The 25,921-nt window shown below is 59.9% G+C and carries 25 protein-coding genes; 10 read left to right on the forward strand and 15 right to left on the reverse strand.

Features of this window, described 5'->3' with window-relative positions:
• Positions 1-230 precede the first annotated feature (230 nt).
• A complete protein-coding gene (gene tyrS / locus SLW75_RS19260) occupies positions 231-1,430 on the reverse strand; it encodes a tyrosine--tRNA ligase (RefSeq protein ID WP_410935192.1) in 1,200 nt (399 codons plus the stop codon).
• A gap of 211 nt (positions 1,431-1,641) precedes the next feature.
• Here tyrS and SLW75_RS19265 point away from each other — a divergent pair, with 211 nt between their 5' ends.
• Positions 1,642-3,075: a peptidoglycan DD-metalloendopeptidase family protein gene (locus SLW75_RS19265; RefSeq protein ID WP_410935355.1), complete on the forward strand. Its 1,434-nt coding sequence runs from the start codon at positions 1,642-1,644 to the stop codon at positions 3,073-3,075.
• 3 nt (positions 3,076-3,078) lie between these two features.
• The gene (locus tag SLW75_RS19270; protein WP_065991367.1) at positions 3,079-4,170 is read left to right on the forward strand and encodes an anhydro-N-acetylmuramic acid kinase; all 1,092 of its coding nucleotides are present in this window, start codon (positions 3,079-3,081) and stop codon (positions 4,168-4,170) included.
• Positions 4,171-4,232: 62 nt separating this feature from the next.
• Here SLW75_RS19270 and erpA read toward each other — a convergent pair whose 3' ends face one another.
• A complete protein-coding gene (erpA, locus tag SLW75_RS19275) occupies positions 4,233-4,583 on the reverse strand; it encodes an iron-sulfur cluster insertion protein ErpA (protein WP_065991366.1) in 351 nt (116 codons plus the stop codon).
• Between the two features lie 176 nt (positions 4,584-4,759).
• Positions 4,760-5,794: an N-acetyl-gamma-glutamyl-phosphate reductase gene (gene argC, locus SLW75_RS19280; RefSeq protein WP_410935193.1), complete on the reverse strand. Its 1,035-nt coding sequence runs from the start codon at positions 5,792-5,794 to the stop codon at positions 4,760-4,762.
• Positions 5,795-5,927: 133 nt separating this feature from the next.
• Between argC and hemJ the strand changes: the two genes are divergently transcribed.
• The 5 genes from hemJ to coq7 all read left to right on the forward strand — a co-directional run bounded on the left by hemJ (position 5,928) and on the right by coq7 (position 9,351).
• On the forward strand, positions 5,928-6,353 hold the full coding sequence (hemJ, locus tag SLW75_RS19285; RefSeq protein ID WP_065991364.1) for a protoporphyrinogen oxidase HemJ: 426 nt from the start codon (positions 5,928-5,930) through the stop codon (positions 6,351-6,353).
• 44 nt (positions 6,354-6,397) lie between these two features.
• The gene (locus SLW75_RS19290; protein ID WP_410935194.1) at positions 6,398-7,312 is read left to right on the forward strand and encodes a DUF805 domain-containing protein; all 915 of its coding nucleotides are present in this window, start codon (positions 6,398-6,400) and stop codon (positions 7,310-7,312) included.
• A 55-nt stretch (positions 7,313-7,367) separates the two neighbouring features.
• A complete protein-coding gene (locus SLW75_RS19295; RefSeq protein WP_065991362.1) occupies positions 7,368-8,153 on the forward strand; it encodes an SDR family NAD(P)-dependent oxidoreductase in 786 nt (261 codons plus the stop codon).
• Positions 8,154-8,239: 86 nt separating this feature from the next.
• Entirely contained in the window at positions 8,240-8,578 is a 339-nt protein-coding gene (locus SLW75_RS19300) for a histidine triad nucleotide-binding protein (RefSeq protein ID WP_065991361.1), read from the forward strand.
• A 125-nt stretch (positions 8,579-8,703) separates the two neighbouring features.
• Complete coding sequence (coq7, locus tag SLW75_RS19305; RefSeq protein ID WP_369319139.1) at positions 8,704-9,351, forward strand: 2-polyprenyl-3-methyl-6-methoxy-1,4-benzoquinone monooxygenase; 648 nt, start codon at positions 8,704-8,706, stop codon at positions 9,349-9,351.
• 104 nt (positions 9,352-9,455) lie between these two features.
• Here the strand turns inward: coq7 and speD are convergent, their stop codons facing one another.
• Both speD and SLW75_RS19315 read right to left on the reverse strand, forming a co-directional pair.
• Complete coding sequence (gene speD, locus SLW75_RS19310) at positions 9,456-10,250, reverse strand: adenosylmethionine decarboxylase (RefSeq protein ID WP_037019204.1); 795 nt, start codon at positions 10,248-10,250, stop codon at positions 9,456-9,458.
• Positions 10,251-10,485: 235 nt separating this feature from the next.
• Positions 10,486-10,908 carry an OsmC family protein gene (locus tag SLW75_RS19315; protein ID WP_037019202.1) on the reverse strand — a complete coding sequence of 141 codons (423 nt, stop codon included), beginning with the start codon at positions 10,906-10,908 and terminating at the stop codon, positions 10,486-10,488.
• 206 nt (positions 10,909-11,114) lie between these two features.
• Here SLW75_RS19315 and crp point away from each other — a divergent pair, with 206 nt between their 5' ends.
• A complete protein-coding gene (gene crp, locus SLW75_RS19320) occupies positions 11,115-11,759 on the forward strand; it encodes a cAMP-activated global transcriptional regulator CRP (protein ID WP_065991358.1) in 645 nt (214 codons plus the stop codon).
• Positions 11,760-11,786: 27 nt separating this feature from the next.
• On the opposite strand, the gene SLW75_RS19325 is transcribed toward crp, so the two are convergent.
• Genes SLW75_RS19325 through SLW75_RS19340 form a run of 4 tightly spaced genes read right to left on the reverse strand, consistent with a single transcriptional unit; the run spans position 11,787 to position 15,032 of the window.
• Positions 11,787-12,482 (reverse strand): biotin/lipoate A/B protein ligase family protein, encoded by a 696-nt coding sequence (locus SLW75_RS19325; RefSeq protein WP_410935195.1) that lies wholly within the window; start codon positions 12,480-12,482, stop codon positions 11,787-11,789.
• Positions 12,483-12,531: 49 nt separating this feature from the next.
• Positions 12,532-13,368 (reverse strand): indole-3-glycerol phosphate synthase TrpC, encoded by an 837-nt coding sequence (gene trpC / locus SLW75_RS19330; protein ID WP_065991356.1) that lies wholly within the window; start codon positions 13,366-13,368, stop codon positions 12,532-12,534.
• Positions 13,365-14,414, reverse strand: coding sequence for an anthranilate phosphoribosyltransferase (trpD, locus tag SLW75_RS19335; RefSeq protein ID WP_192135072.1), 1,050 nt, complete (start codon positions 14,412-14,414; stop codon positions 13,365-13,367). The genes trpC and trpD overlap by 4 nt, the downstream gene beginning before the upstream one ends.
• 18 nt (positions 14,415-14,432) lie before the next feature.
• The gene (locus SLW75_RS19340; protein WP_065991355.1) at positions 14,433-15,032 is read right to left on the reverse strand and encodes an aminodeoxychorismate/anthranilate synthase component II; all 600 of its coding nucleotides are present in this window, start codon (positions 15,030-15,032) and stop codon (positions 14,433-14,435) included.
• Between the two features lie 469 nt (positions 15,033-15,501).
• On the opposite strand from SLW75_RS19340, the gene estP reads away from it, so the two are divergent.
• Positions 15,502-17,442, forward strand: a complete 1,941-nt coding sequence (gene estP / locus SLW75_RS19345; protein ID WP_410935196.1) for an esterase EstP — start codon at positions 15,502-15,504, stop codon at positions 17,440-17,442.
• Between the two features lie 57 nt (positions 17,443-17,499).
• Here the strand turns inward: estP and trpE are convergent, their stop codons facing one another.
• The 4 genes from trpE to SLW75_RS19365 all read right to left on the reverse strand — a co-directional run bounded on the left by trpE (position 17,500) and on the right by SLW75_RS19365 (position 21,759).
• On the reverse strand, positions 17,500-18,981 hold the full coding sequence (gene trpE, locus SLW75_RS19350; protein WP_410935197.1) for an anthranilate synthase component I: 1,482 nt from the start codon (positions 18,979-18,981) through the stop codon (positions 17,500-17,502).
• A gap of 68 nt (positions 18,982-19,049) precedes the next feature.
• Positions 19,050-19,832, reverse strand: a complete 783-nt coding sequence (locus SLW75_RS19355) for a phosphoglycolate phosphatase (RefSeq protein ID WP_065991385.1) — start codon at positions 19,830-19,832, stop codon at positions 19,050-19,052.
• Between the two features lie 47 nt (positions 19,833-19,879).
• Positions 19,880-20,551, reverse strand: a complete 672-nt coding sequence (rpe, locus tag SLW75_RS19360) for a ribulose-phosphate 3-epimerase (protein WP_192134865.1) — start codon at positions 20,549-20,551, stop codon at positions 19,880-19,882.
• Between the two features lie 215 nt (positions 20,552-20,766).
• A complete protein-coding gene (locus tag SLW75_RS19365; protein WP_410935198.1) occupies positions 20,767-21,759 on the reverse strand; it encodes a hypothetical protein in 993 nt (330 codons plus the stop codon).
• 313 nt (positions 21,760-22,072) lie between these two features.
• Here SLW75_RS19365 and SLW75_RS19370 point away from each other — a divergent pair, with 313 nt between their 5' ends.
• Positions 22,073-23,566, forward strand: coding sequence for a helix-turn-helix transcriptional regulator (locus SLW75_RS19370; protein ID WP_410935199.1), 1,494 nt, complete (start codon positions 22,073-22,075; stop codon positions 23,564-23,566).
• Between the two features lie 154 nt (positions 23,567-23,720).
• Here the strand turns inward: SLW75_RS19370 and SLW75_RS19375 are convergent, their stop codons facing one another.
• Both SLW75_RS19375 and SLW75_RS19380 read right to left on the reverse strand, forming a co-directional pair.
• Positions 23,721-24,869 (reverse strand): iron-containing alcohol dehydrogenase, encoded by a 1,149-nt coding sequence (locus SLW75_RS19375; protein WP_410935200.1) that lies wholly within the window; start codon positions 24,867-24,869, stop codon positions 23,721-23,723.
• A gap of 222 nt (positions 24,870-25,091) precedes the next feature.
• On the reverse strand, positions 25,092-25,916 hold the full coding sequence (locus SLW75_RS19380) for an ABC transporter permease (RefSeq protein ID WP_065991348.1): 825 nt from the start codon (positions 25,914-25,916) through the stop codon (positions 25,092-25,094).
• Positions 25,917-25,921: the final 5 nt, after the last annotated feature.

The following is a 25,921-nucleotide window of genomic DNA, read 5'->3' on the forward strand; positions in this document are numbered from 1 at the left end:
GCTTCGTTCGACTTGGCGTCTCACGTCAGCGGGAGGCGAATTCTACAGCGTTACAACCTGCTGTCAACTGCCTTTTTCACCGCTGTCGATTCAAGCATCTGAACCGAAGCATTCCTCGCTGCTTACTTCGTCCAACCCTTTGATTATCAAGGAGTTTTCCGTTTCGTCTGCGCCGGAAGTGGGGCGAATTATAGACAGATCCAGAGGGGCGTCAAGCACTTATTTGAACTTTATTCCGAACGAAGTGTAATCCGGCCGAACGCCTTCTTGCCGGCCTGACATACATGGGTCGCGCCCAGCCTGAATACAAACCCGCGATCCACAACTTCACCATCTATACGCACGCCGCCAGATGCCAACAGGTCGCGAGCGACCGCAGCGTTCTTAACCAGCCCCGCCTTATTAAGGACGGCAGCAATCGGCATGTCTTCGACTGCAGCGACATCAATCTCCGGGAGATCCTCCGGAAGCTCTCCATCCTTCATACGGTTTCCAGCAGAACGATGGGCAGAAGCCGCAGCTTCCTCACCGTGGAAGCGCGCAACAATCTCTTCGGCCAGCTTGATCTTGATGTCACGTGGATTGGCGCCCGCTTCGCAATCCGCTTTAAAAGCAGCGATCTCTTCCATGGAGCGGAAGCTCAGCAGCTCAAAGTAACGCCACATCAGCGCATCAGGGATGGAGACGAGCTTGCTGTACATAATGCCGGGCGCTTCTTGGATACCTACGTAGTTACCCAACGACTTGGACATCTTCTTGACGCCGTCCAATCCTTCCAGCAATGGCATCGTGAGAACACACTGAGCCTCCTGACCATATGCACGCTGCAGCTCGCGCCCCATCAGCAAGTTGAATTTCTGATCGGTCCCGCCCAGCTCAACGTCGGCGCGCAAAGCAACCGAGTCGTAACCCTGGACCAGCGGATAAAGGAATTCGTGGATGGCGATGGACTGGTTCGACTTGTAACGCTTGTCGAAGTCATCACGCTCCAGCATGCGCGCTACGGTGTACTGGGAAGAGAGTCGGATGAAGTCTGCAGGACTGAGTTGATCCATCCAGGTGGAATTGAACGCCACCTCGGTTTTGGCCGGATCAAGAATCTTGAACACCTGAGCCTTGTAGGTCTCGGCGTAGTCGAGCACTTGCTCGCGGGTAAGCGGGGGACGGGTGGCACTCTTGCCACTCGGATCACCAATCATGCCGGTGAAGTCGCCGATCAGGAAAATCACCTGATGACCAAGATCCTGGAATTGACGCAGCTTATTAATAAGCACCGTGTGCCCGAGGTGAAGGTCGGGCGCGGTCGGATCAAAACCGGCCTTGATGCGAAGTGGCTGCCCACGCTTGAGCTTTGTGACCAGCTCGGCCTCGACCAGGAGTTCATCTGCACCACGCTTGATCAGCGCTAGCTGCTCTTCAACCGACTTCATAACCGCCCCGTAATGCCGTATTTCAAAGGGAAACAACCATACAAGATCAGCGCCCAAATACAAGTTCTGACAATAGGAGCGCGACGAATCGCGGAGCGAGCCGATCGCAAGCTTGCCTCAGGCGAGATTTGGTTATATTTTATACAGTTATTTCATCTTCATCATGTCATTCATCTTTTCCATTTCATCTTTTTCAAAGTCAAAATTACCTATGACCGACACTCCGCCTAAAGCGCCACCGCTTTATCCGAAGAGCCACCTGCTCGCAGCCAGCGGCATCGCCGCACTGCTTAGCCTGGCTCTCCTCGTATTCCCATCCAGCGACGTCGAAGCCAAACGAACCAACCTTGCTCTGGAACTGGACACACCTGCCGACCAGATCAACCAAGAACAAGACGCTCAAGAACAGACTCAAGCCACAGAGGCACCCGTAGATTCTCCCTTCGCCCAGATCGAAGGTGATGCGGCTGAACCGGCTGATGCCGCGAAGACAGCAAGTGACACCAAGGCCGCTCCGAAAGAGGTTGCTACTGCCAAAGGCCCGACCCACCGGGAAGTGGTGGTCTCAAAGGGCGATACGCTGTCGACGTTGTTCAGCAAAGTCGGCCTGCCTGCGACGGCGGTGCACGACGTTATTGCCAGCGACAAACAAGCCAAGCAGTTCAGTCAGCTGAAAAATGGCCAGGTGCTACAATTCGAGCTCTCGCCTGAGGGCAATCTCAAGCAGTTGCACAGCAAGCTGAGCGAGACAGAAAGCATCAGTTTGTCTCGCACGGACAAGGGCTATACGTTTACCCGTGACGTGAGCAAACCTAATGTACGCACGGCCTATGTGCATGGCACGATCAACAACTCACTGTCGCAATCCGCCCAGCGCGCAGGCCTCAGCCATACGATGACAATGGAGATGGCAAACATCTTCGGGTACGACGTCGACTTCACCCAGGATATCCGCAAGGGCGACGAATTCGATGTGATTTACGAGCAGAAGGTTGTCAACGGCAAGACGGTCAGTACAGGGAATATCCTTTCGGCTCGCTTCGTAAACCGTGGCAAAACCTACACCGCTGTGCGGTATACGAACAAACAGGGCAACACCAACTATTACACTGCGGACGGCAACAGCATGCGTAAGGCGTTCATCCGTACGCCGGTCGAATTCGCCCGCATCAGCTCACTGTTCTCATCCGGTCGCAAACACCCGATCCTGAACAAGATTCGCGCCCACCAAGGCATCGACTACGCTGCACCTCGTGGCACCCCAATCAAGGCCACTGGCGATGGTAAAGTCATCCTTGCCGGTCGGCGCGGCGGTTACGGCAACACTGTGATCATTCAGCACGGTGAAACCTACCGGACGCTGTACGGCCACATGCAGGGTTTTGCCAAGGGCATTCAGTCCGGATCCAGCGTCAAGCAGGGCCAGGTCATTGGCTATATTGGAACCACCGGCCTGTCCACGGGTCCTCATGTTCATTACGAGTTCCAGGTAAATGGCGTTCATGTCGACCCGCTGGGGCAGAAGCTGCCGATGGCTGATCCGATCGCCAAGTCCGAAAAACAGCGGTTCATGCAGGAGAGCCAACCTTTGATGGCTCGCATGGACCAGGAAAAGGCCACCATGCTGGCCTCGAGTAAGCGCTGACCCATGACTTTATATGTAGGTGTAATGTCCGGAAGCAGTCTGGACGGACTCGACTTCGCGCTGGTAGAACAGGATGACCGACCACGTTTGCTCGGCACCTACTACATTCCCATGCCGGACGACCTTCGCGCCGAACTGCTGGGGCTCTGCGCCAGCGGCCCGGACGAGTTGGCCCGTGCCGGCATCGCCGAGCAGAAATGGGTTCGTCTCGCTGCTCAAGGCGTGCTGGCCCTGCTGGACCAGCAGAGCGTGTCAGCCGGTGAAATCCGCGCGATCGGCAGCCACGGCCAGACGATTCGTCATGAACCGGCCCGCGGCTTCACCATCCAGATTGGCAACCCTGCCCTGCTCGCCGAGCTAACGGGCATTACCGTGGTCAGCGACTTCCGCAAGCGCGATATCGCTGCGGGTGGCCAGGGGGCGCCGCTGGTTCCCGCCTTCCATGAAGCGTTGTTCGACGATAACAAAGACTACCGCGCCGTGCTCAATGTCGGTGGTTTCAGCAACCTCAGCCTGATCGAAATCGACAAACCGGTTTCCGGCTTCGACTCAGGGCCAGGCAATGTGCTGCTGGACGCCTGGATTCAGGCACAGCGGGGCGTGAGCTATGACCGCGATGGCGCGTGGGGCGCGAGCGGGACAGTCAATGATGCGCTGCTGAAGTCCATGCTCAGTGATCAGTTCTTTCAAACGAAGGGGCCTAAGAGCACGGGTCGTGAAGTATTCAACCTTGGCTGGGTTCACCACCATCTGTTCCAGATGCCAACGCTGAGACCCGAAGATGTGCAAGCAACACTGCTCGAAGTCACCGCATTGAGCATTACCGAGTCCCTGCAATCGGCACAGGCGCAGACCAAAGAACTGCTGGTCTGCGGCGGCGGCGCTCACAACAAGGCGTTGATGGATCGGCTGGCGGCGCTACTGCCGGCAACAAAGGTTTCTAGCACTGCAGAGTTCGGCGTTGATCCTGATTGGGTCGAAGCGATGGCGTTTGCCTGGCTTGCCCATTGCGCGCTGGAGAGCGTACCCGCCAACCGTCCAAGCGTGACGGGGGCCAAAGGCCTGCGAGTGCTGGGCGCGATCTACCCGGCCTGACCCAACGCCCACCATGCAAAACGCCGCGCAAATGCGCGGCGTTTTTGTGTGTATCGCCTGGATCAGATCGAGAACGAAGAGCCACAGCCACAGGTAGTCGCGGCATTGGGGTTCTTGATCACGAAGCGAGAGCCTTCCAGCCCCTCCTGATAATCCACCTCCGCACCTGCCAGGTACTGGAAGCTCATAGGGTCGACCACCAGACTGACGCCCTCGCGCTCGACAATGGTGTCATCATCGGCGACGTCTTCGTCAAAGGTGAAGCCGTACTGGAAACCGGAACAACCGCCACCGGTCACGAAGACACGGAGCTTCAGGCGATCATTACCCTCTTCATCGACCAGAGTTTTCACCTTGTGCGCGGCACCGTGGGTGAATTCCAAAGCCACTGGGGTAAAGGATTCAACGCTCATGTTCAAAATCTCCCGGCGCTAAGCCGTCATAATGCGTAATGACGCGCATTATCCGCTTCTCCTAGAAAATTGGTCAACTATTGTGACGGCAGCCACAGGTCGCAAGCGACAAGCCGCAAAAAACAGCCGCTATCACCAGCGAGTTGAGACTTGCCGCTTGAGGCCTGAAGCCGCTATTACGGCAACATCCCCGCATGGGACAGGCCTAGGCGTTCATCAAGGCCAAACATGATGTTCATGTTCTGCACGGCCTGGCCCGAAGCGCCTTTGACCAGATTGTCGATGACCGACAGCACCACCACCAAATCCCCGTCCTGAGGCCGATGCACGGCCATGCGGCACACATTGGCGCCACGTACGCTCCGGGTTTCCGGATGGCTTCCGGCGGGCATCACGTCGACGAAAGGCTCATTGGCATAGCGCTTTTCGAACAACGCCTGCAGATCGACCGACTTGTCCACGACGGTTGCGTACAACGTGGCGTGAATCCCACGGATCATCGGCGTCAGGTGCGGCACGAACGTCAGCCCGATATCGCCACCTGCAGCACGGCGTAGCCCTTGAGTGATTTCGGGGAGATGGCGATGGCCTTTAACGGCATAGGCCTTGAAGCTCTCGCTGGTTTCGGAATACAGCGAGCCCACACTGGCGCCGCGACCTGCACCACTGACACCCGATTTGCAGTCCGCGATCAGGCGCAATGGATCAGCGAGGCCCGCTTCGAGCAGTGGCAGAAAACCCAACTGAGTGGCGGTCGGATAGCAGCCAGGCACTGCAATCAGGCGCGCGCCCTTGATTTGCTCGCGATTGACTTCCGGCAGGCCGTAAACCGCTTCGTCGAGCAATTCGGGCGCGCCGTGGGGCTGGTTGTACCACTTGGCCCACTCGACCGGGTCTTGCAGACGGAAGTCAGCGGAGAGGTCGATGACCTTGGTGCCCGCGGCGAGCAACTCGCCCGCCAGCGCATGTGCGACACCGTGGGGCGTTGCGAAGAACACCACATCGCACGCGCCCAGCACTTTGACGTCCGGCACGCTGAACGCCAGGCCGTCATAGTGACCACGCAGGTTGGGATACATGTCAGCGACAGGCAAACCTGCTTCGGAGCGCGAGGTGATCGCAACCACTTCAGCCTCTGGGTGTTGCGCCAGAAGACGCAGCAACTCGACGCCGGTGTAACCCGTACCGCCGACGATACCGACCTTGACCATAACCTGCCCCTCAACCAAACCAGTGGAAAGCCGCTGATCATATGGGTCGATTGCCGATGGGACAACCGCGAACGTGACGTACGGGCGCGGAAGCCACTACTATTTGGCACCGTGTCCCTGGAAACAAACCAAAATGCTCTATCTCTGGATTAAAGCGCTGCACATCATTGCAATGGTGTGCTGGTTCGCCGCCCTGTTCTATCTGCCGCGATTGTTCGTCTATCACGCCATGAGCGAAGACTCCGTAAGCCGCGAGCGTTTCTGCACCATGGAACGCAAGTTGTACCGCGGGATCATGATGCCCTCGATGATCGCTACCCTGGTATTCGGTATCTGGCTGATCGTTCTCGCACCGGGTTTCCTGCAGCAAGGCTGGTTGCATGCCAAGCTCACCCTCGTTGTCCTGTTGATTGGTTACCACCACGTGTGCGGCGCGCAGGTCAAACGCTTCGCGCGCGGCGAACCTGGTCGCAGCCATGTGTTCTATCGCTGGTTCAACGAGGTACCCGTGTTGATCTTGCTGGCGGTGGTCATTCTGGTCGTCGTCAAACCGTTCTGACGCGCATTGCTCATATCGTATGAACTCAAGACAAGGAAGCCAGCATGGCGGAGCACTTCAAGATCGTTTTCGAGGGACAGCTGCGAACAGGCGTTGAGCTGGAGACAGCGCGCCAGAACCTGGCGCAGCTGTTCAAGACTGAGGTGTCCGGCGTTGATCGTCTCTTCACCGGCAAACCCGTGACCATCAAGCGAAGCCTGACGCGGGACGACGCGCAGCGTTATCTCGCGGCGTTGAACGATGCAGGTGTCGAGGGCCGTATCGAGCCCGAGGAGCCCGTGTCATTGAGGCTTGAGGACGTGGTCGAAGACACTCCACAGCGTCCGGCTTTCGAACCTGCGGCCTCGCCCTACGCACCGCCGCGCACGCCGGCCAGACAAGACTGGCCCGCCGTGGGCGAATTGAAGGTGTTCTCCATTCAGGGGCGAATCGGCCGTTTGCGCTACCTGGCGTGGAGTCTGGCGCTGGTGGCCGTCGGCCTCCTGGTCGCTGCCGTGTGCGTCGGCGTTCTCAGCGTTTCGCTGGTGGCGGGCGGACTGCTCGGCACCGTTGCCCTCGTCGCGTTCGTGGTTGTCAGCATCCAGATCGGCGCCCAGCGGTTGCACGACGCCGGTTGGTCAGCCTGGTTGCTGTTGCTGAATCTGGTGCCGGTGGTGGGCAGCTTCTTTCCGATCCTGATGATGGCAGTCCCTGGCAACACGGGCCCGAATCGGTATGGTCCGCCGCCGCCCGGCAACACACCGCGCGTCAAGGTCCTCGCCATTCTGTGGCTCGCGGTGCTGGCGCTGGCCTTAGTGGCCGGGATGATGGGTGGTCTGAACACTGTTCAGGAGCAGGTCGAAGCCACCACCAGCGAATACGAGCAAGCGCTGCCTTACGACGATGACGCGGAACAACCGGTCGTTCCCGTTGATCCTGTCGATAGTGGTGACTCGTCCGACAGCAACGACGACCAATAACTATCTGGCAGCAAGGACGCTGTCTCAATACAAGCTGCAAACACTGGAGAATTGCATGACCCGTTATGCCATGGTCACAGGTGCATCCAGCGGTATTGGCCTGGCGATGGCCGAAGCCCTCGCACGCCGGGGTCGCAACCTTATTCTGGTGGCCAGGCACCGGGAGATGCTCGAGAGCATCGCCATCGAGTTCACCCAACGCTTTGGTGTCGAGGTGCTGTTCCGCGCCTGCGATCTGGGTGAGCCGCTGCGCCTCTCGGGCTTTCTGCTTGAACTCGAGGAAGGCTCGCGAAGCATCGACTTGCTGGTTAACTGCGCTGGCATCGGCAACAGCGGGCCCTTTCTCGCTCAAGAGTGGGCGCAAGAGCAAGATCTGCTCGACCTTAATGTGCTCGCGTTGACGCGTCTCTGTCACACGGTTGGCAACCTGATGGCGGTGCAAGGCGGCGGCCAGATCCTCAACGTTGCGTCGATCATGGGCTTTCAGCCGGGACCATGGATGAGCACCTATGCGGCGAGCAAAGCGTACGTCCTGCATTTTTCCGAAGGGCTTCGCGAGGAGCTGCACAAGACCGGCGTGAAGATTTCGGTGTTGTGCCCCGGGCCGACGCGCACAGCGTTTTTCCGCACCGCACAACTGGATGCCGGCAAGTTTACGCACGACGACCACATGACCGCCGAGGAGGTCGCGCTGTACACGGTTCGCGCGCTCGACAAGAACCGTGCGGTGATCATCCCGGGTTGGCGAAACAGGCTACTGACACGCCTGCCGCGCTTTGCCAGTCGCTGGATGACGCGAAAGCTCTGGGGCTCGATGCTCAAATCTCGTACGTCAGTCTGACGGGGCACATCGCAACAAACGTCTGGGCGTGAACCGGGACGCTCAGTACACTGCCTTCATCCCCCTCGAAACGGAGCAAGAAGGCTGTGGATACTTTGTTTACCAAGATCATCAATCGGGAAATCCCGGCGAAGATCATCTACGAAGATGATCAAGTGCTGGCCTTTCACGACATCGCCCCCCAGGCGCCTGTGCATTTTCTGGTTATCCCGAAGAAGCCGATTGCCACCCTCAACGACGTGACTGAAGACGATAAGGGCCTGCTGGGCCACATTCTGTTCACAGCCCAGCGCCTGGCAAAAGAACTGGGTTGCGAGGACGGCTTCCGCGTGGTCATGAACACCAACGAAAAAGGCGGACAGACCGTCTATCACATCCACATGCACGTGCTGGGTCAGCGCCAGATGAACTGGCCGCCGGGCTGAGTCATCCTCTCCGGTCTTCGTAGACCTGCCGGATGCGCGCCAACGCCCCGGCGGGCTGACACCGGACAAGCCCGGTTACACCGTTTGAGGTAGACTGACCGCCGTGGATTTACCCGGAGGCGCCCATGGCTACCGAACGTCACTACTCCCCTATCGACCGTTTCCTGCTTCAAGCCGACGCAGCGATGAAGACGCTGCTGCCCGTCAGCGCGCACGCACATCGTCCTTCGCCTGCCATCGTTCAACCCGACGTCAAGATGAATGAGTCCGACACCCGGCATGTCGCAGGGCTCATGCGCATCAATCACACTGGCGAAGTCTGTGCTCAGGCGTTGTATCAGGGGCAGGCACTCACCGCGAAACTGCCTCAGGTGCGCAAAGCCATGGAGCACGCCGCCGAGGAAGAAATCGACCATCTGGTGTGGTGCGAGCAACGCATTCATCAGTTGGGCAGTCATACCAGTGTGCTCAACCCATTGTTCTACGGTGCTTCGTTTGGCATCGGCGCAGTGGCTGGCTTGATCAGCGATCGAATCAGCCTGGGCTTCGTTGCCGCGACGGAAGATCAGGTGTGCAAACACTTGAATGAGCATTTGGAGCAATTGCCAGTCGAGGATGAGAAGTCGCGGGCGATTCTCAAACAGATGCGCGCCGACGAAGAGCATCACGCAGAAAGCGCGATCGAGGCAGGCGGTTTCCGCTTCCCGGCGCCGGTGAAGTTCGGCATGAGCCTGTTGGCAAAAATCATGACCAAAACCACCTACAGGATCTGATCGAATCTGCGGTCGGCCGGCCTTTATCAGCGAACAAAGCTGCCACGAAAGACCGGAAACAAAGAAGGCGCCTGAACAGGCGCCTTTTTTGTATCACTGAGACCTTAGACCGGCATGTTGCGGCCGTAGAAGATTTCGAGCATCTCGTGCTTCACGCGGCCGGTCACCTGCTCGCGCTGTTCAGCGGAGAGATTGCTGGTGGCGTCGCCGAACAGGTAGTTGTCCAGCTCGAACTGCTTGAGCAGCATTTTGGTGTGGAACAGGTTTTCCTGATACACGTTCACGTCAGTCATCTGGTAGCTGTCGCGCGTGTCGTCGGAAAGGTAATTCTGGATCGAGTTGATCTCGTGGTCGATGAAATGCTTCTTGCCTTCAACGTCACGGGTGAAGCCGCGCACGCGATAGTCGACGGTCACGATGTCGGACTCAAACTTGTGGATCAGGTAATTCAGCGCTTTCAACGGGGAAATCACGCCGCAGGTCGACACATCGATGTCCACACGGAACGTGGCGATGCCGTCAACGGGGTGGATTTCAGGGTAGGTATGAACCGTGATGTGGCTCTTGTCCAGGTGCGCGAGAATGGTTTCCGGCAGCGGACCCGGCGATTCTTCGATCTGGCTGTCAGTCGGCGTGACCGGCTGCTCGGAGATCAGAATGGTCACACTGGCGCCTTGTGGATCGTAGTCCTGACGCGCGATGTTCAGGATGTTCGCGCCAATGATATCGACGACATCGGTGAGAATCCGCGTCAGGCGTTCGGCATCGTACACACTGTTGATGTACTCGACGTAGGCCTGCTGGTCCTGCGGGGTTTCCGCATAGCAGATGTCATAGATGTTGAAGCTCAAGGTCTTGGTCAGGTTATTGAACCCGTGGAGCTTGAGTTTGCTTTTCACCGTTAAAAACTCTCTATATGGGTGCGGCGCTGGCCGCGTGATCAAGCATGCCCGTCAACTGAGCCCGGCTCAGCTGCGTAGGACGGTTAACACCTCTTCGCGTTGGCGATTTTGGTTGTCTGGTCGGAGGCGAGCCGGCTACCCGGCGGTCGCGCCCTGAAAAAGGGGCGCATTATGCAGACGTCAGAAGTCGCATGCCATAGCCTGCACCGCTTTTGTGAAAATTGAGCGTTGCTCAACCCAGTTCGATGATCTCGTAGTCGTGGGTGATTTCGACGCCGGCATTACCCAGCATGATCGACGCCGAGCAGTATTTCTCGGCGGACAGCTCGATCGCACGTTTGACCTGCGTCTCTTTGAGGCCGCGCCCTTTAACCACGAAGTGCAAATGGATCTTGGTGAACACCTTGGGATCTTCGTTGGCGCGCTCGGCTTCCAGGAACGCCTCACAACTCTCGATGGGCTGACGGGCTTTCTTGAGAATGCTGACCACGTCGTAATTGCTGCAGCCACCCAGGCCAATCAGCACCATTTCCATCGGGCGAACACCCAGATTGCGACCGCCGCTTTCTGGCGGGCCATCCATCACAACCACATGGCCGCTGCCGGACTCACCGAGGAACATCGCCTCACCCGCCCATTGAATACGCGCTTTCATCACCGGACTCCAATGCTTGAAAAATGGCGGCCAGCTTAGCACAGGGCCCTGCCGTCGCTGAGTGGACGGGACATGCCCGGCAACGACCGAAATGTAGGAAGTGTCTGAAAAATTGGCTAATTGCCGCTGTTGAACTGCGTCAAATGGCAACTACTGCCGATACCTCTAAGAATGCCTAAGGGCGCAGTTTTTTACGGGATACAGCCATGCTCGCCGTGCAGCCTCCGAACAAGATGAAAATCGCCGACAAACTGCTGCCGCACGCCCAGCGGCGACGATGCCTGGCGAAGACCAATATCCTCTGCGCAGGCGAAGAATCGGATTCGCTGTACCTGCTCATCAAGGGCTCGGTGACGATCCTGATCGAAGACAACGAAGGTCGCGAGATGATCGTGGCCTATCTCAATACAGGGGACTTTTTTGGCGAACTGGGACTTTTCGAGCAGACGGCCGCCGGTGCCCACCGCAGCGCCTGGGTGCGCGCCAAAACCGAATGTGAAGTGGCCGAGATCAGCTACGCCAAGTTCCGCGAACTCAGTCAGCAGGATCCCGAATTGATGTACGCCATCGGTGCGCAAATCGCCGAGCGTCTGCGCAACACCACCCGCAAGGTCGGCGATCTGGCCTTTCTGGACGTCACTGGCCGCGTTGCCCGCAGCCTGCTCGATCTGTGCAAGCAGCCTGACGCGATGACCCACCCCGATGGCATGCAGATCAAAATCACCCGCCAGGAGATTGGCCGTATCGTGGGGTGTTCGCGGGAGATGGTTGGTCGTGTGCTCAAATCGCTCGAAGAGCAAAACCTGGTGCATGTCCGGGGCAAAACCATGGTGGTTTTCGGCACCCGTTAACACACGCACCGGGTATTGGCAGGTGAGTCAGATTCCGGCCAAAAGGCGTATATAGCGCTCACTCAAACGGCCAAGAAAATCCGGCGCGTCGAACAGCTCATGCAGAGCGATATGGCTTTGCGCTTCGCACCGCGCATCGAGTTCACAGGTTTCATTGAAGCGATTGACTGCGTTGACCATCTCAACGCGCTCGTCATCCAGCAGCATCGCGGCATGGGCCAACACCACCGGCCGCTTGCCACCCTGACTCTGCCGCCAGCGCTGCGCAGTACCCACCATCTTGCGAGCGTTGAGGTTGACGTTGAAACGGCCATCGCAGAAGGCCCCTTCGACTTCGCCCAAGGATGCAGCGCCACCCAGCTCACTCAGCGTATCGAGGATCGGCTGACACAGGCGCATGTAGGCGTTCTCGATGCGGTCGCGATCCAGATCGGTGTCCGGCTGCACATACACAAGCGCCACGTTGACCGTCGAGGGCGATTGCGGCACGGGCTCGCCGCCACTTTCACGCAACAGCACAGGCCAGCCACTGTCGGCGAGCGTTTCGCTGGCTTCAGTGAAGCCAGGAAGACGGCTCAACCGCCTTGGCATGACCAGCGCGCGGTCGGTAGGCCGCCAGAACAGCAACCCGCTCTCGGCGTGCCCATCACACACTGACGCCAGCAGATCCTGCTCGGCCTTGAGGCCGGCTTCAACGCACGTTGCCAAGAGCTGAAGGGTCATGCTGCCTCCTGACGTGAGTGGCGACGGCTTTCTGGCCTACACCGGTGGATCAGTCCAAACCGCCGGACTTGATCGCGGTGCCTTTCTCCGGGAAGAACAGTCGCTGCAATTCCACACCCGGCTTCTCGGCGCGCATGAATGCCTCACCCACCAAGAAGGAATAAACGTCGTTGATCTCCATCAGCTCGACATCCGCGCGGTTGAGAATCCCGCTTTCCGTGATGACCAGGCGATCACGAGGGATGCGCGGCAGCAGATCGAGCGTGGTTTCCAGACTGACGTCGAACGTGTGCAGATTGCGGTTGTTGACGCCCACCAGCGGAGTGTCGAGGGTTTTCAATGCCCGCTCCAGCTCGTCGCCATCGTGGACTTCTACCAGCACATCCAGGCCGACACCTTTGGCGACTGAGGCCAGCTCGGCCATCTTCACATCATCCAGCGCCGAAACGATCAGCAGGATGCAGTCGGCCCCCAATGCCCGCGCTTCGACGATCTGATACGGGTCGATCATGAAGTCCTTGCGGATAACCGGCAGCGAACACGTCGCCCGGGCCTGCTTCAAATACTCATCAGCGCCCTGGAAGAAATCGACGTCGGTCAGCACAGAAAGACAGGTGGCCCCGCCTGCTTCGTAGCTAGTGGCAATCTCCGCAGGATGAAAGTTTTCGCGGATCACGCCCTTGCTCGGCGACGCCTTCTTGATCTCTGCAATGACGGCCGGCTGCTTGCGCTTGGCCTGGGCAATCATCGCGGCAGCAAACCCACGCGGTGCATCGGCTGCTTTCGCCAGAGTTTCCAATTCGGCGAGGCTGACACTGGCACGGCGCGCAGCGACTTCCTCGACCTTTCGGGCCAGAATCTTTTCCAAAACCGTCGGCACACTCATTCTTCATTCTCCTGCTTGAATACCGCGGTAAAGGCACCCAGTTCTTCCAGCTTTTCGCGGGCCAGGCCCGTGTGTAATGCGTCGTGGGCCAACGCCACGCCTTCTTTCAATGACGAAGCATGATCAGCCGCGTAAAGCGCGGCGCCGGCGTTCAGCACGATCATTTCGGCGGCTTTCTGGCCGTGCTCGGACTTGCGCCGACCCAGCGCGTCACGAATCAATTCCAGCGACTGCGCCGGGCTGTCGACCACCAGACCGAACAGGCTCTGGCTTTTCATGCCCAGATCTTCCGGCTGTACCCAGTATTCGGTCACTTCGCCGTTCTTCAGTTCCGCGACAAAGGTCGGCGCGGCGATGCTGAATTCGTCCAGGCCGTCCTGGGAATGCACCACCAGCACGTGTTTGCTGCCCATGCGCAGCAGCACCTCGGCCAATGGCCGGCACAGCGCCTGACTGAATACGCCGACCACCTGGTGCTTGACGCCGGCCGGGTTAGTCAGTGGACCGAGCATGTTGAACAGTGTACGCAGGCCCAGTTCCTTGCGTGGCCCTGCGGCGTGTTTCATCGCGCCGTGGTGGGTTTGCGCGAACATAAAACCGATGCCGACGCTGTCAATGCAGCGCGCCACTTGCACCGGGGTCAGGTTCAGGTAGACGCCTGCGGCTTCCAGCAGATCGGCGCTGCCACTCTTGCCGGAGACCGCGCGATTGCCGTGCTTGGCGACTGTGCAACCGGCCGCCGCGATCACGAACGAGGCAGCGGTCGAGACATTGAATATGTTGGCACCATCGCCACCGGTACCGACGATGTCGACCACGCCGTCGAGGGTTTTGAGTTGAACCTGATCCGCCAGCTCACGCATGACCGACACTGCACCAACGATCTCGTCAATGCTTTCGCTTTTCATGCGCATGCCCATCAGAAATGCGCCGATCTGCGCCTGGGTGCACTGGCCTGTCATGATTTCGCGCATGACCTCGCGCATTTCATCGGTGCTCAGGTCCAGTTGATTCACAACCCGGCCCAGCGCCGTTTTGATATCCATTGCCATGTCGATGTGTCCTTAACCCTGACGGGTGCCGCCGGTCTGCTTGAGGAAGTTGGCGAACAGCTCGTGGCCCTGCTCGGAAAGAATCGACTCAGGGTGAAACTGTACGCCCTCGACGTTAAGGGTTTTGTGACGCAGGCCCATGATTTCATCAACGGAGCCATCTTCGCGCTGGGTCCAGGCGGTCAACTCCAGGCACTCCGGGAGTGTTTCGCGCTTGACCACCAGCGAGTGATAGCGGGTCACGGTCAGCGGATGCTTGAGGCCTTCGAACACGCCTTTGTCTTCGTGGATCAGCTCGCTGGTCTTGCCGTGCATGACCTGGCGCGCACGCACCACGTCGCCGCCAAACGCCTGGCCAATCGACTGATGACCCAGGCAGACGCCGAGCACGGGCAGCTTGCCAGCGAAGTGTTTGATCACGTCGATGGACACACCTGCTTCGTTCGGCGTGCACGGGCCGGGGGAAACGACGATACGTTCGGGGTTCAGGGCTTCGATTTCGGCGATGGTCATTTCGTCGTTGCGAATCACTTTGACGTCGGCACCCAGCTCGCCCAGGTACTGCACGACGTTGTAGGTGAAGGAGTCGTAGTTATCGATCATCAGCAGCATGGTGCTCAACCTTTTGAATGACTGACTTTTAACGTGGCCTTCCGTTTTCTGACCGCAGTTGCGCGCAGAGGGTCGCGGGAGGGATTCCGGCGAGTCACTGCAAAACCGAGGCATCAGAAGGCATATCAATGCAGATCCGGCGGAGCCGGCGGGGGAAATAGTCAGGCGCGCCAACGCCAACGGGCGTGGCCCTTGATAACGCGCATCAAGAAGCTGCTGACAATCGACACAGGAAAGGTCTCGTTCATACGTTGCCGCACAGTAGCGTACCGCCGCAGGGCGCGCAATATCGCAGTGCCCGGATGGCGCGGGGCAGCGGCCGATTGGCAGGATTTGAATGCCCGCAAGGTGCAGATCGCAGCCTGAAGGCCGGTACAGAATATTTGCCGTGAATGCCACGGCATCGTGGGCGATTTGTGTCGCGGCTGCTACCTTCTCGTACAGCACTAAAACAATAAGGGATGCCCCCATGATCAAAGCCACACTGCGCTGGCCGTTCGCGGCTTGCCTGCTCTCGCTCGCCTGTTCCTCGGCCCTGGCCGCCTCCTCCCCCTATTCAACGATGATCGTGTTTGGCGACAGCCTCGCCGACGCCGGGCAGTTTCCCGATGCCGGCGGACCACCCGGCGCCACCTTGCGTTTCACTAACCGCACCGGCCCGACATACCTGAACGGCAGCGGCGAGGCATTCGGTCTGAACTCATCGACGCTGCTGGGCGAAATGCTTGGCGTGGCGCCCGGGGATTTGCAGGCATCGACCTCCCCCGTCCGCGCGGCGCAAGGGTTGCCGGATGGCAACAACTGGGCTGTGGGTGGCGACCGGACCGATCAGATTCTCGCGGCGATCACCACCCAATCTCAGATTGCCAATACTGACGCCTCGACCGGCGTGACAACGGTGTTCCGGACGCGACCCGGTTATCTGGTTGAAAACAGCTCGCGGGCTGACCCCAACGCCCTTTACTACCTGACCGGGGGCGGCAATGACTTCCTTCAGGGCCGGGTGCTGAGTGCGGGACAGGCCGTCAATGCGGCGAACAACCTGGCGAACGGCGCACAAATCCTGTCCCAGAGCGGCGCGCGTTACATCATGGTCTGGCTGCTGCCTGACATCGGCCGCACACCCGCTGTATTCGGCACGCCATTGCAGGGGCCATCGTCGTTGCTGAGCGGGGTGTTCAACCAGCAGTTGGTCAATCGGCTGGGGCAAATCGATGCCGAGGTCATTCCGCTCAATGTGCCGGGGCTCATACGTGATGTCCTGACCGACCCGGCGCGCTACGGGCTGGCGGCCGATCAGAACCTGGTCGGCACCTGTTTCAACGGCAACAACTGCACCGCCAACAGCGTTTACGGGATTGGCGGCCTGACGCCTGATCCGACCAAACTGCTGTTCAACGACGGCGTGCACCCGACCGTCGCGGGTCAGCGTCTGATCGCTGACTACGGGTATTCGATTCTGTCCGCACCGTGGGAAATCACGCTGCTGCCGGAAATGGCCAACGGAACGTTGCGCGCGCAGCAGGATGAACTGCGCAGTCAGTGGCTGGCGGATTGGGGCAATTGGCAGAACGTCGGTGAATGGCGCGCCATCGTCGCCGGTGGCGGTCAGAAACTGGATTTCGACGCGCAAGGCAATTCCGCCAGCGGGGACGGTCACGGCTACAACCTCACGGTGGGCGGCAGCTATCGCTTCGCTGAAGACTGGAGAGCCGGGCTGGTTGCAGGTGCTTACCGGCAAACACTCGAAGCCGGCGCCAAGGATTCGGACTACAAACTCAACAGCTATATCGCGACCGCATTCGTGCAGTATCAGGCGCAGCACTGGTGGGCAGACCTGGCGGCCTCAGGCGGAAAACTCGACTACGACAACCTCAAGCGCAAGTTCGCGCTGGGCATCAGCGAAGGCGCGGAGAAAGGCGACACCGACGGCGACCTGTGGGCGGTCAGTGGGCGCGTGGGCTTCGACCTGGCCGAACAGAGCAGTCGCTGGCATTTCTCGCCGTTCATCAGCGCCGACTATTCCCACGTCAACGTCGATGGCTACTCGGAGGACAGTGCTCGCGCGACCGCACTCAATTACGACGACCAGACGCGCAAGTCAAAGCGGCTAGGCGCGGGGCTTCAAGGGAAGTTGGACGTCACGCCGCAGACCCAGGTGTTTGGCGAAGTGGCCCATGAGCGGGAGTTCGAGACTGACCAGCAGGACGTGACCATCGCGCTGAACAGCGTGCCCGGCCTGGATTTTGATCTGAAAGGCTATGACCCCCAGCGCAGTTTGAATCGCGCAAGCGTGGGCCTGAGCCAGAAGCTGGCGCCCGACCTCACACTTCGTGCCGGCTATAACTGGCGCAAGAATGATGACGTGACCCAGCAAGGGGTGAATCTGGCGGTGAGTCTGGATTTCTGAAGCTACCAGGCATGTGGGAGCGACCGGGGTGGCGCTCCCACAGGGACGTCTAAATCTTCAAGCCTCTGGCGTCTGCTGCGCCAGCGCCACGGCGCGGAACATCGCGCGGCGCTTGTTGAGGGTTTCTTCCCACTCCAGCGCCGGCACAGAATCCGCGACAATGCCGCCACCAGCCTGCACGTGCAGCTCGCCGTTCTTGATCACCGCGGTACGAATAGCGATCGCGGTGTCCATGTTGCCGTTCCAGGCAAAGTAGCCCACTGCGCCGCCGTACACACCGCGCTTGACCGGCTCCAGTTCGTCGATGATTTCCATCGCACGAATCTTCGGCGCGCCCGACAAAGTGCCCGCCGGCAGGATGGCCCGCAGCGCATCCATCGCCGTCAGACCACTCTTCAGTTGACCGGTGACGTTCGACACGATGTGCATGACGTTTGAATAACGCTCGATGACCATCTTCTCGGTGAGCTTCACCGAACCGACCTCCGAAACCCGCCCGGTGTCGTTGCGTCCCAGATCGATGAGCATCAGGTGCTCGGCGATCTCTTTGTCGTCAGACAGCAAATCGACTTCCAGCGCGTAGTCTTCTTCCTCGGTGGCGCCGCGAGGACGCGTCCCGGCAATCGGGCGTACGGTGATCAAGTTATCTTCGACCCGTACCAGCACTTCCGGCGAACTGCCGACGACGTGGAAGTCGCCGAAGTTGAAGAAGTACATATAAGGCGTCGGATTGAAACACCGCAACGCGCGGTACAGGTCGATCGGTGCGGCCTTGAAGTCGATGGACATGCGCTGCGACGGCACGACCTGCATGCAGTCGCCCGCGAGGATGTATTCCTTGATCGTGTCGACGGCTTTTTCATAATCCGACTGGGTGAAGCTTGAACGGAACACCGGGTCCGCCGCCTGCGGACGGGTCAGGTCCAGACCACGGCGGGGCGTGATCGGCTGACGCAGTTTCTCCATCAACGCTTCGAGTCGCGCCAGGCCATCTTCATAGGCTTCAGGCTGAGCCGGATCGACCAGCACGATCGCGTGCATCTTGCCGGCCAGGTTATCGAACACCACGACGGCATCCGACACCATCAACAGAATATCCGGCACGCCCAGTGGATCAGGATTCGGGCATGCGCCCAGACGCGGCTCTACATAACGCACGCAGTCATAACCGAAATACCCCACCAGACCGCCGTTGAAGCGTGGCAGACCGGCGATGGTCGGGACGTTGTAGCGGGCCTTGAAGCTCTCGACGAAGTCCAGCGGGTCTTCAGCTTCCAGGCGCTCGATCTCGACACCGTCGTGGGTCACGCTGACGGTGTGGTCATGCACACGCATGACCGTGCGGCACGGCAGTCCGATGATCGAGTAACGCCCCCACTTCTCCCCGCCCTGCACCGACTCAAGCAGGTAGGAATTGGGCTCGTCAGCAAGCTTCAGATAGATCGACAGCGGCGTGTCGAAGTCAGCCAGGGTTTCGTAGGCAAGGGGAATGCGGTTGTAGCCTTCAGCGGCCAAACGCAAGAATTCTTCGCGGGTCATATCAGCCTCGTGGTCTGAGGTAAAACGGTCAGGGATGCAAACGCGCCGGGGCTCCGGCCAGGTTCAAGTCAGGCGCGCCAACGCCAGCGGGCCAGGGCCTTGATGACTTTCATCCAGAGTTTGCGAGTGACCACCACGATGGATTCTCTAAAGGAGGGAGACTTGATGTCGGGCAACGTTATCTCAGCGCCCTGCGCTAAGCAACCGGCAGAACTGCCCGGAATCAGCATGCGCAAATCATCGATCACCAGCGCCGGTGACTCTTCTGCGATAGGACGGCCGTGGTTGTAGCCGTAACTCAATGCCACACAGGCGACACCCGCCGCTTTGGCCGCCAGCACGTCGTTGCGCGAGTCACCCACGAACAGCGACTGAGACCCCGGTATACCGGCCATTTTCATGACAAAAAACAGCGCGGCCGGGTCGGGCTTCTGCTGCGGCAGCGTGTCGCCGCCGACGATCCAGCGAAAGAATCGCCCGAGCTTGAGGTCATCCAGCAAGGGGGCAACGAAGCGTTCCGGCTTGTTGGTGATCAGCGCCATCTCGACGCCCATCTTCTGCAGCCATTTCAGGGTTTCGCGCACGCCGGGGTAGACCTTGGTCAGGGCATGGCTGCCGCTGTAGGCCTCCATGAAAATCGCCAGCGCAGCCTCGGTGGACTCTTCGTCCACGGCGGTGTGATCCATGCCGTTCGCCAAGGCGCGGCGAACCAGCACGCGTACGCCGTTGCCGATCCAGTCACGTACCCGTTCGATGCCCGCCGGCGGCCGGCCGAGCTGGATCAGGGTCTTGTCCACCGCTGCGGCCAGATCCGGCACCGAGTCGATCAGTGTGCCGTCGAGGTCGAACATGATCAGCCTGGGCAGACGTCCCGGAAACAGCTGTTCGAAGCCGCTGGTCAACGGGCCAACGCCAGTTCTGCGTGCATCTTCGCAATGACTTCGCGGTAATCAGGCGCATTGAAAATGGCCGAGCCCGCGACGAAGGTGTCAGCACCGGCTGCGGCGATCTCACGGATGTTGTTGACGTTGACGCCGCCGTCGATCTCCAGACGGATGTCGCGACCGGACGCATCGATCAGCGCACGAGCCTCGCGCAGCTTGTTGAGCGTGCCGGGGATGAATTTCTGGCCACCGAAGCCTGGGTTGACGCTCATGAGCAGGATCATGTCGACCTTGTCCATGACGTATTCGAGCAGGTTCAGCGGGGTCGCCGGGTTGAACACCAGACCTGCCTTGCAGCCGCCTTCGCGGATCAGTTGCAGGGAGCGGTCGATGTGCTGGGTCGCTTCCGGGTGGAAGGTGATGTAAGTGGCGCCGGCTTCGATGAAGTCGCCGATGATGCGATCCACCGGGCTGACCATCAGGTGAACGTCGATAGGCGCGGTGATGCCGTATTTGCGCAACGCCGCGCAGACCATCGGTCCGATCGTCAGGTTGGGGACGTAGTGGTTGTCCATGACGTCGAAGTGGACGATGTCGGCGCCAGCGGCCAGGACGTTGTCGACTTCCTCTCCCAGGCGGGCGAAATCGGCGGACAGAATGGAAGGAGCAATAGCGAAGGGCTGCATGACGCACCTTTTATGAGCGAAATCACGGTGGCGCGCATTGTACTCCAAGAGTTTGAAACGTGCGTTGGGTCGCAAGCGTGTTGGTCGAGAGGCTCGATTCCGGTGGCGTGAACGGCGCCGTTAAAGGCACAACGCCCGGTGCCACAGAATTGCGCACCGGGCCTTGGCTTGGTTCAGCGGTTGAGAATCGGCAACGCCAGCCGATTGCTGCCCCCTTAAACGGTCTCGAGCAGCAGACGAGGACGTGAGCTCAGGGCGTACCGAGCCAGACCAAAGCTCAACGCAGCACCGATGATCAGCATGAAGAACGTGCCCCACGCCGCTTTGGAGACCTGTTTGGCCGCGACATCCGCCGCTTCACGGGCTTGTTGCTCAGCCTGCGCCTTCAGCTCTGCGACTTTCGCAGCTGCTTGCTGATAGGCCTGGGCATAGTTGTCGACGATCTGCTGCGCCTCAGCTTTGCTCTTACCGGTGCGGGCCGCCACAATGTTGACCAGCGCGTCTTTGTCGGCGGCATTCAAGGCCGGTTCGCCCGCTTTCTGGACGCGATCAAACCATTGCTTCAACTGATCGCCGGCCTGGGTTGGATCGGTGGAGGCCTGCTCTGCCGTTTGCCTGGCATCGGCGCCCGCCACGTCAGCTTTCTGATCCAGCTTCGAGGGATCCAGCTCTGGCTTGCCGGACTGCTTCAGGGTGGTGTCCAGCTGTGATTTCAGGCTGTCCCAATCCAGGCTGATGCCGTTCTTATCCAGCTGTTGCTTGATGCTCTGACCCACACCCGGTGCGGCAGCGGCCACGCCATCGGCCGCCAGGGAAAGGCCCTTGCCTGCGATGTTGCCGGCAGTGCCGACCAGCGATCCCGCCAGCGACGCGATGAGCCAGGTGGTCAGCAACGTGCTGACCGTCCAGCTGAGCAAACCATGCAGACCGCCGCGGTCCGGCGCGGTGCGCCCCGACACCCAGGCACCGGCGGCAATGGCCACCAGGGTACTGATGAACAACCAGGCGCCGGCGCCCCTGCCGAAGCCGCTCAGCGGGTTGCCCTGGGCCATCGGATCCAGCGCGCCCGCGCCGATCGCCGTGCCAAGCACGCTCAGCACCAGGTAGGTCACCAACGTGATTGCCGCACCGGCAAACACCGATCCCCACGACACACGGAATGGCGAAGCGTTGCCCAATGCGGCAGATGTTGCGTAGGTCGAAGCCATGAAAATTTCCTCTGGTGCAGGGGATGCAGATCAAGCGTGCAATCGAGGTGTCAGTGCAAATGCACCACCTGCGTTGATAAGGGCGAGCCTGCGAGGGCTGACTCGCCGCGTCTCATGCGACGTGGCATCAGTTTGATCAGCGCGCGAAGGGCTGTGATGGCGCATTTGCACCGCTTCATCTGGTGCATTCGCACCGACCCTCGCCGACACGGCTGCACTAAGCTGCAGCACTAAGCTTTTGCCAGCCGGTCGGATAGCGTGGAGCGCCCGGCTGACCGAAGCCCGACCGCATTGAGACGTCAGGAGAGCAAGCATGTCAGAGGCCATCCTCGCCAGAGAAACCAACCGCCGCCAGTTGCAGCAGATCATCTCGGGTCTGTCGGATGGGGTGATGCTGGTGGAGGTCGATCAGACCATCATCTGGGCCAACGAAGCGGCGCTGCTGATGCACGGCGTCGAAGAGATCAGCGATCTGGGCGCCAACGGCGAGGCCTATCGCGAAAAGTTTTCCCTGCGTTATCGCAACAATCATCCGCTGGACGTTGACCAATATCCGATCAGCCGCGTGGCGGCAGGCGAGGTGTTCAGCGACGTGCTCATCGAGGTCAGCAAGATCGGTGAAGAAGAGGAGCGCAGCTGGGTCCATCGCGTCCGCAGCATGGTGCTCGAAGACAGCACCGGCACGCCCGAATCGCTGGTGCTGATCCTCGCTGACGCAACGGAGTGGGCCGGCGCCGAGCAGCGTTTCGAGAAGACCTTCAATGCCAATCCCGCTCCCGCCGTCATCTGCCGCCTGAGCGACCTGCGCTTCATCAAGGTCAATCAGGGCTTTCTGGAAATGACCGGGCACTCGCGGGAGGACGTCATTGGCCGCTCGGTCTACGAGGTGGACGTGCTGGAAAACGCCGAGCGCAAGGACCTCGCCATCGAGCGACTGAATCAGGGCGCGACCATCCCGCAGATGCAGGCCGAGCTGAAGCTGCCGGAGGGCGGTACCAAACTGGTCATCGTCGCCGGGCAGCCACTGGACATGAACGAAGAAGATTGCATGCTGTTCTCGTTCACTGACCTTGAGCCCAGACGCAAAGCCGAAACCGCACTGCGCCAGAGCGAAGAGCGGTTTGCCAAGGCATTCAGGCTGACACCGGTGCCCACGCTGGTGTGCACGGCGGATCGGCAACAGATCGTCGAAGCCAACGAGGCTTTCTTCAGCACCTTGGGCTACACACCCCAGGAGCTGATCGGCCGGACAGTCGCCGAGCTGGGCTTCATCGAAGATGGCGCTGTGATGGACGGGCTGTTCAACGTTCTGGAAACCAACGGTCGCGTCGACGGGCTCGATCTGAAGGTCCGCAAGAAAGGCAGCGAGTCGATGGATTGCGTGCTGGCCGCTGACACCGTGACGATTCAAGACAATGCCTGCTACCTCTTCGTGCTGATGGACATCACCGAGCGCAAGCGATCCGAGCTTGAGCTGGTCGAGGCCATTGAGACGGTGATGCAGGACGCCTCGTGGTTCAGTCAGACGCTGATCGAAAAGCTGGCCAATGCCAAGCGCGTCAATACCCGGCATCTGCCCAGCGCCTCGTTCACCGACCTCACCGCTCGCGAGCGGGATGTACTGGGGCTGATCTGTGAAGGGCTGGCGGACAAGGAAATCGCGGCGCGATTGAACCTGGCGCTCAACACCATTCGTAACCACGTCGCGACGGTGTATTCAAAGCTCGACGTGCACAGCCGGGCGGAAGCCATCGTCTGGGCGAGGGAGCGAAACCTGTTCGCCAGTCAGGGCAACAGCAAACGCTGAGTGGTGCAAATGCGCCAGTGGGGCGGGTGCGTAGTCACCTTCATGGGTGACGGCCGGGTTTTACGCTAGGGGTGTGGCTGACCCATACGGCTCAGCGAGAATCACTGAAACTCATCCCTAGGGGCAAGAGAGGTTCATGGCCTGACCAGCCTGATCAATACGCCGCGCGATAGATTTTCTCGATGTCGGCGGCGGTCAGCTTCCGTGGATTGTTGCGCATCAGGCGTTCGATCCTGCTGGCCTCCTCGGCCATCGCGGGAATGGCGTCTTCGGGCACGTTGAAGCTGCGCAGCCCGGACGGGATTTCCACCGCGGCGCACAAGTCGGCCATTGCTTTGACTGCCAGGTCTGCGGCGTCCCTGTCGCTCAAGTGCGCGACGCGGACGCCCATCGCATCGGCGATGTCGCGCATCCGTTCGACGCAGGCCAGCTTGTTCCACTCCATCACATAAGGCAGCAACAGCGCGTTGCTCACGCCATGAGCGATGTTGAACCGCCCTCCCAATGGATACGCCAACGCATGCACTGCGCCAACCCCGGCATTGCCGAACGCCATGCCGGCCATGAGGCTGGCGGTGGCCATGTCTTCTCGCGCTTGCAGGCTTGAAGGATTGGCGTAGGCCTTGGGCAACGCCTTGACGATCAGTTTGATGGCGCCCAACGCGATGGCGTCGGTGATCGGCGAGGCATTGACTGAAAGGTAGGCTTCGATGGCATGAACCAGGGCGTCCACCCCACTGGCAGCCGTGACGCTGCGCGGACAGGTCAGGGTCATCAATGGGCTGACCAGCGCAACGTCGGGTAACAGGTAATCGCTGACGATGCCTTTTTTCAGCTGTGCCTGCTTGTCTGAAAAGATCGCCACGTTGGTGACTTCCGAACCGGTGCCTGCGGTGGTCGGGATGGCAATCAGCGGGGGGCCTTTGCGCTTAACCAGATCAACGCCGAACAACTCGGCCAGAGGCCCTTCGTGACTCGCGAACGCCGCGACGCCTTTGGCGATGTCGATGGCACTGCCGCCGCCCACGCCGATCAGGCCATCGTGACCGCCCTCTCGGTAGGCCCGGGTGCAGTCCTCGACGATAGAGATTTCGGGCTCGGGTTTGACCTGATCAAACAGGCCATACCGACGGCCGCCCAATTGCGCCAGTGCGAGGTCGACCGTTCCGGACTTAACCAGTATCGCGTCGGTGACGATGAGCGGGTTTTGGACGTTGAGCCGGGTCAGCTCGGCGGACAACTGCTCAATCGCGGCGGGGCCGGTGATCAGTTTGTTGGCGATCTTGAAAGCAGAAACACTCATCGGGCTCGTCCTTTATGTTGCTGTTGGAGCCGTGGCTCTTTTACAAGGCAGGATTGGCATGCGCTGAGTCAAACATAGACCGGATCGTGCGGGGCGTCAGTATTGTGGTGCGGGAAGAGCCCTTGTGTGCGCTATCAATTTTGCGGTGTGCCACCTGACGCCTTCCCGGCTAAAGCCGGTCCTACCATTCTCGTTTCAGCCAGTTCATCCGGTGGGCTTCGATCACTCCACCGCCGTGCGCAGTTTCTCGCTCCGGCCGCGCAGCCATTCGAGCACCAGCAGGAGCACCACGGAGAATCCGATGAGCAGGGTTGCCGCGGCGGCGATGGTCGGGCTGAGGTTTTCACGGATGCCGCTGAACATCTGCCGGGGCAAGGTCGCCTGGCCTGGGCCGGCGAGAAACAGCGTGACGACCACTTCATCGAACGAGGTCGCGAAAGCAAACAGAGCCCCGGAGATCACCCCCGGCGCAATCAGCGGCAGGGTCACACGCCGAAACGCCGTCGTCGGCGAAGCACCCAGGCTGGCCGCTGCGCGCACCAGGTTGTAATTGAAGCCCTGCAACGTGGCAGACACGGTGATGATCACAAACGGCACACCCAATACGGCGTGCACCAGGATCAGCGAGATATAGCTATTGCCCAGACCCAGCGGGGCAAAAAACAGGTAACTCGCCACCCCGACAATCACCACCGGGACCACCATCGGCGAAATCACCAGCGCCATCACCAGCGCCTTGCCAGGGAAGTTACTGCGCGTCAGCCCGATGGCCGCCAACGTCCCGAAACCCATCGCCAGCACCGTGGCAGCCGGAGCGACAATCAGGCTGTTTTTCAGCGCGCGCATCCACTCGGCCGAGCCAAAAAAGTCCTGATACCAGTGCAGCGAAAAGCCCTGCAGCGGGTAGACCAGAAAACTCCCGGAGTTGAACGACAGCGGCACGATCACCAGCACCGGCAGCACCAGAAACAACAAAATCAACCCGCATAACGTGCGCAGCGTGTAATGCCAGACCCGCTCGATCGGCGAGGAATAAGGGCTCAACATGGTCG

The sequence above is a fragment of the Pseudomonas sp. W5-01 genome (genome assembly GCF_046540435.1).
Taxonomy (GTDB): Bacteria; Pseudomonadota; Gammaproteobacteria; order Pseudomonadales; family Pseudomonadaceae; genus Aquipseudomonas; species Aquipseudomonas graminis_B.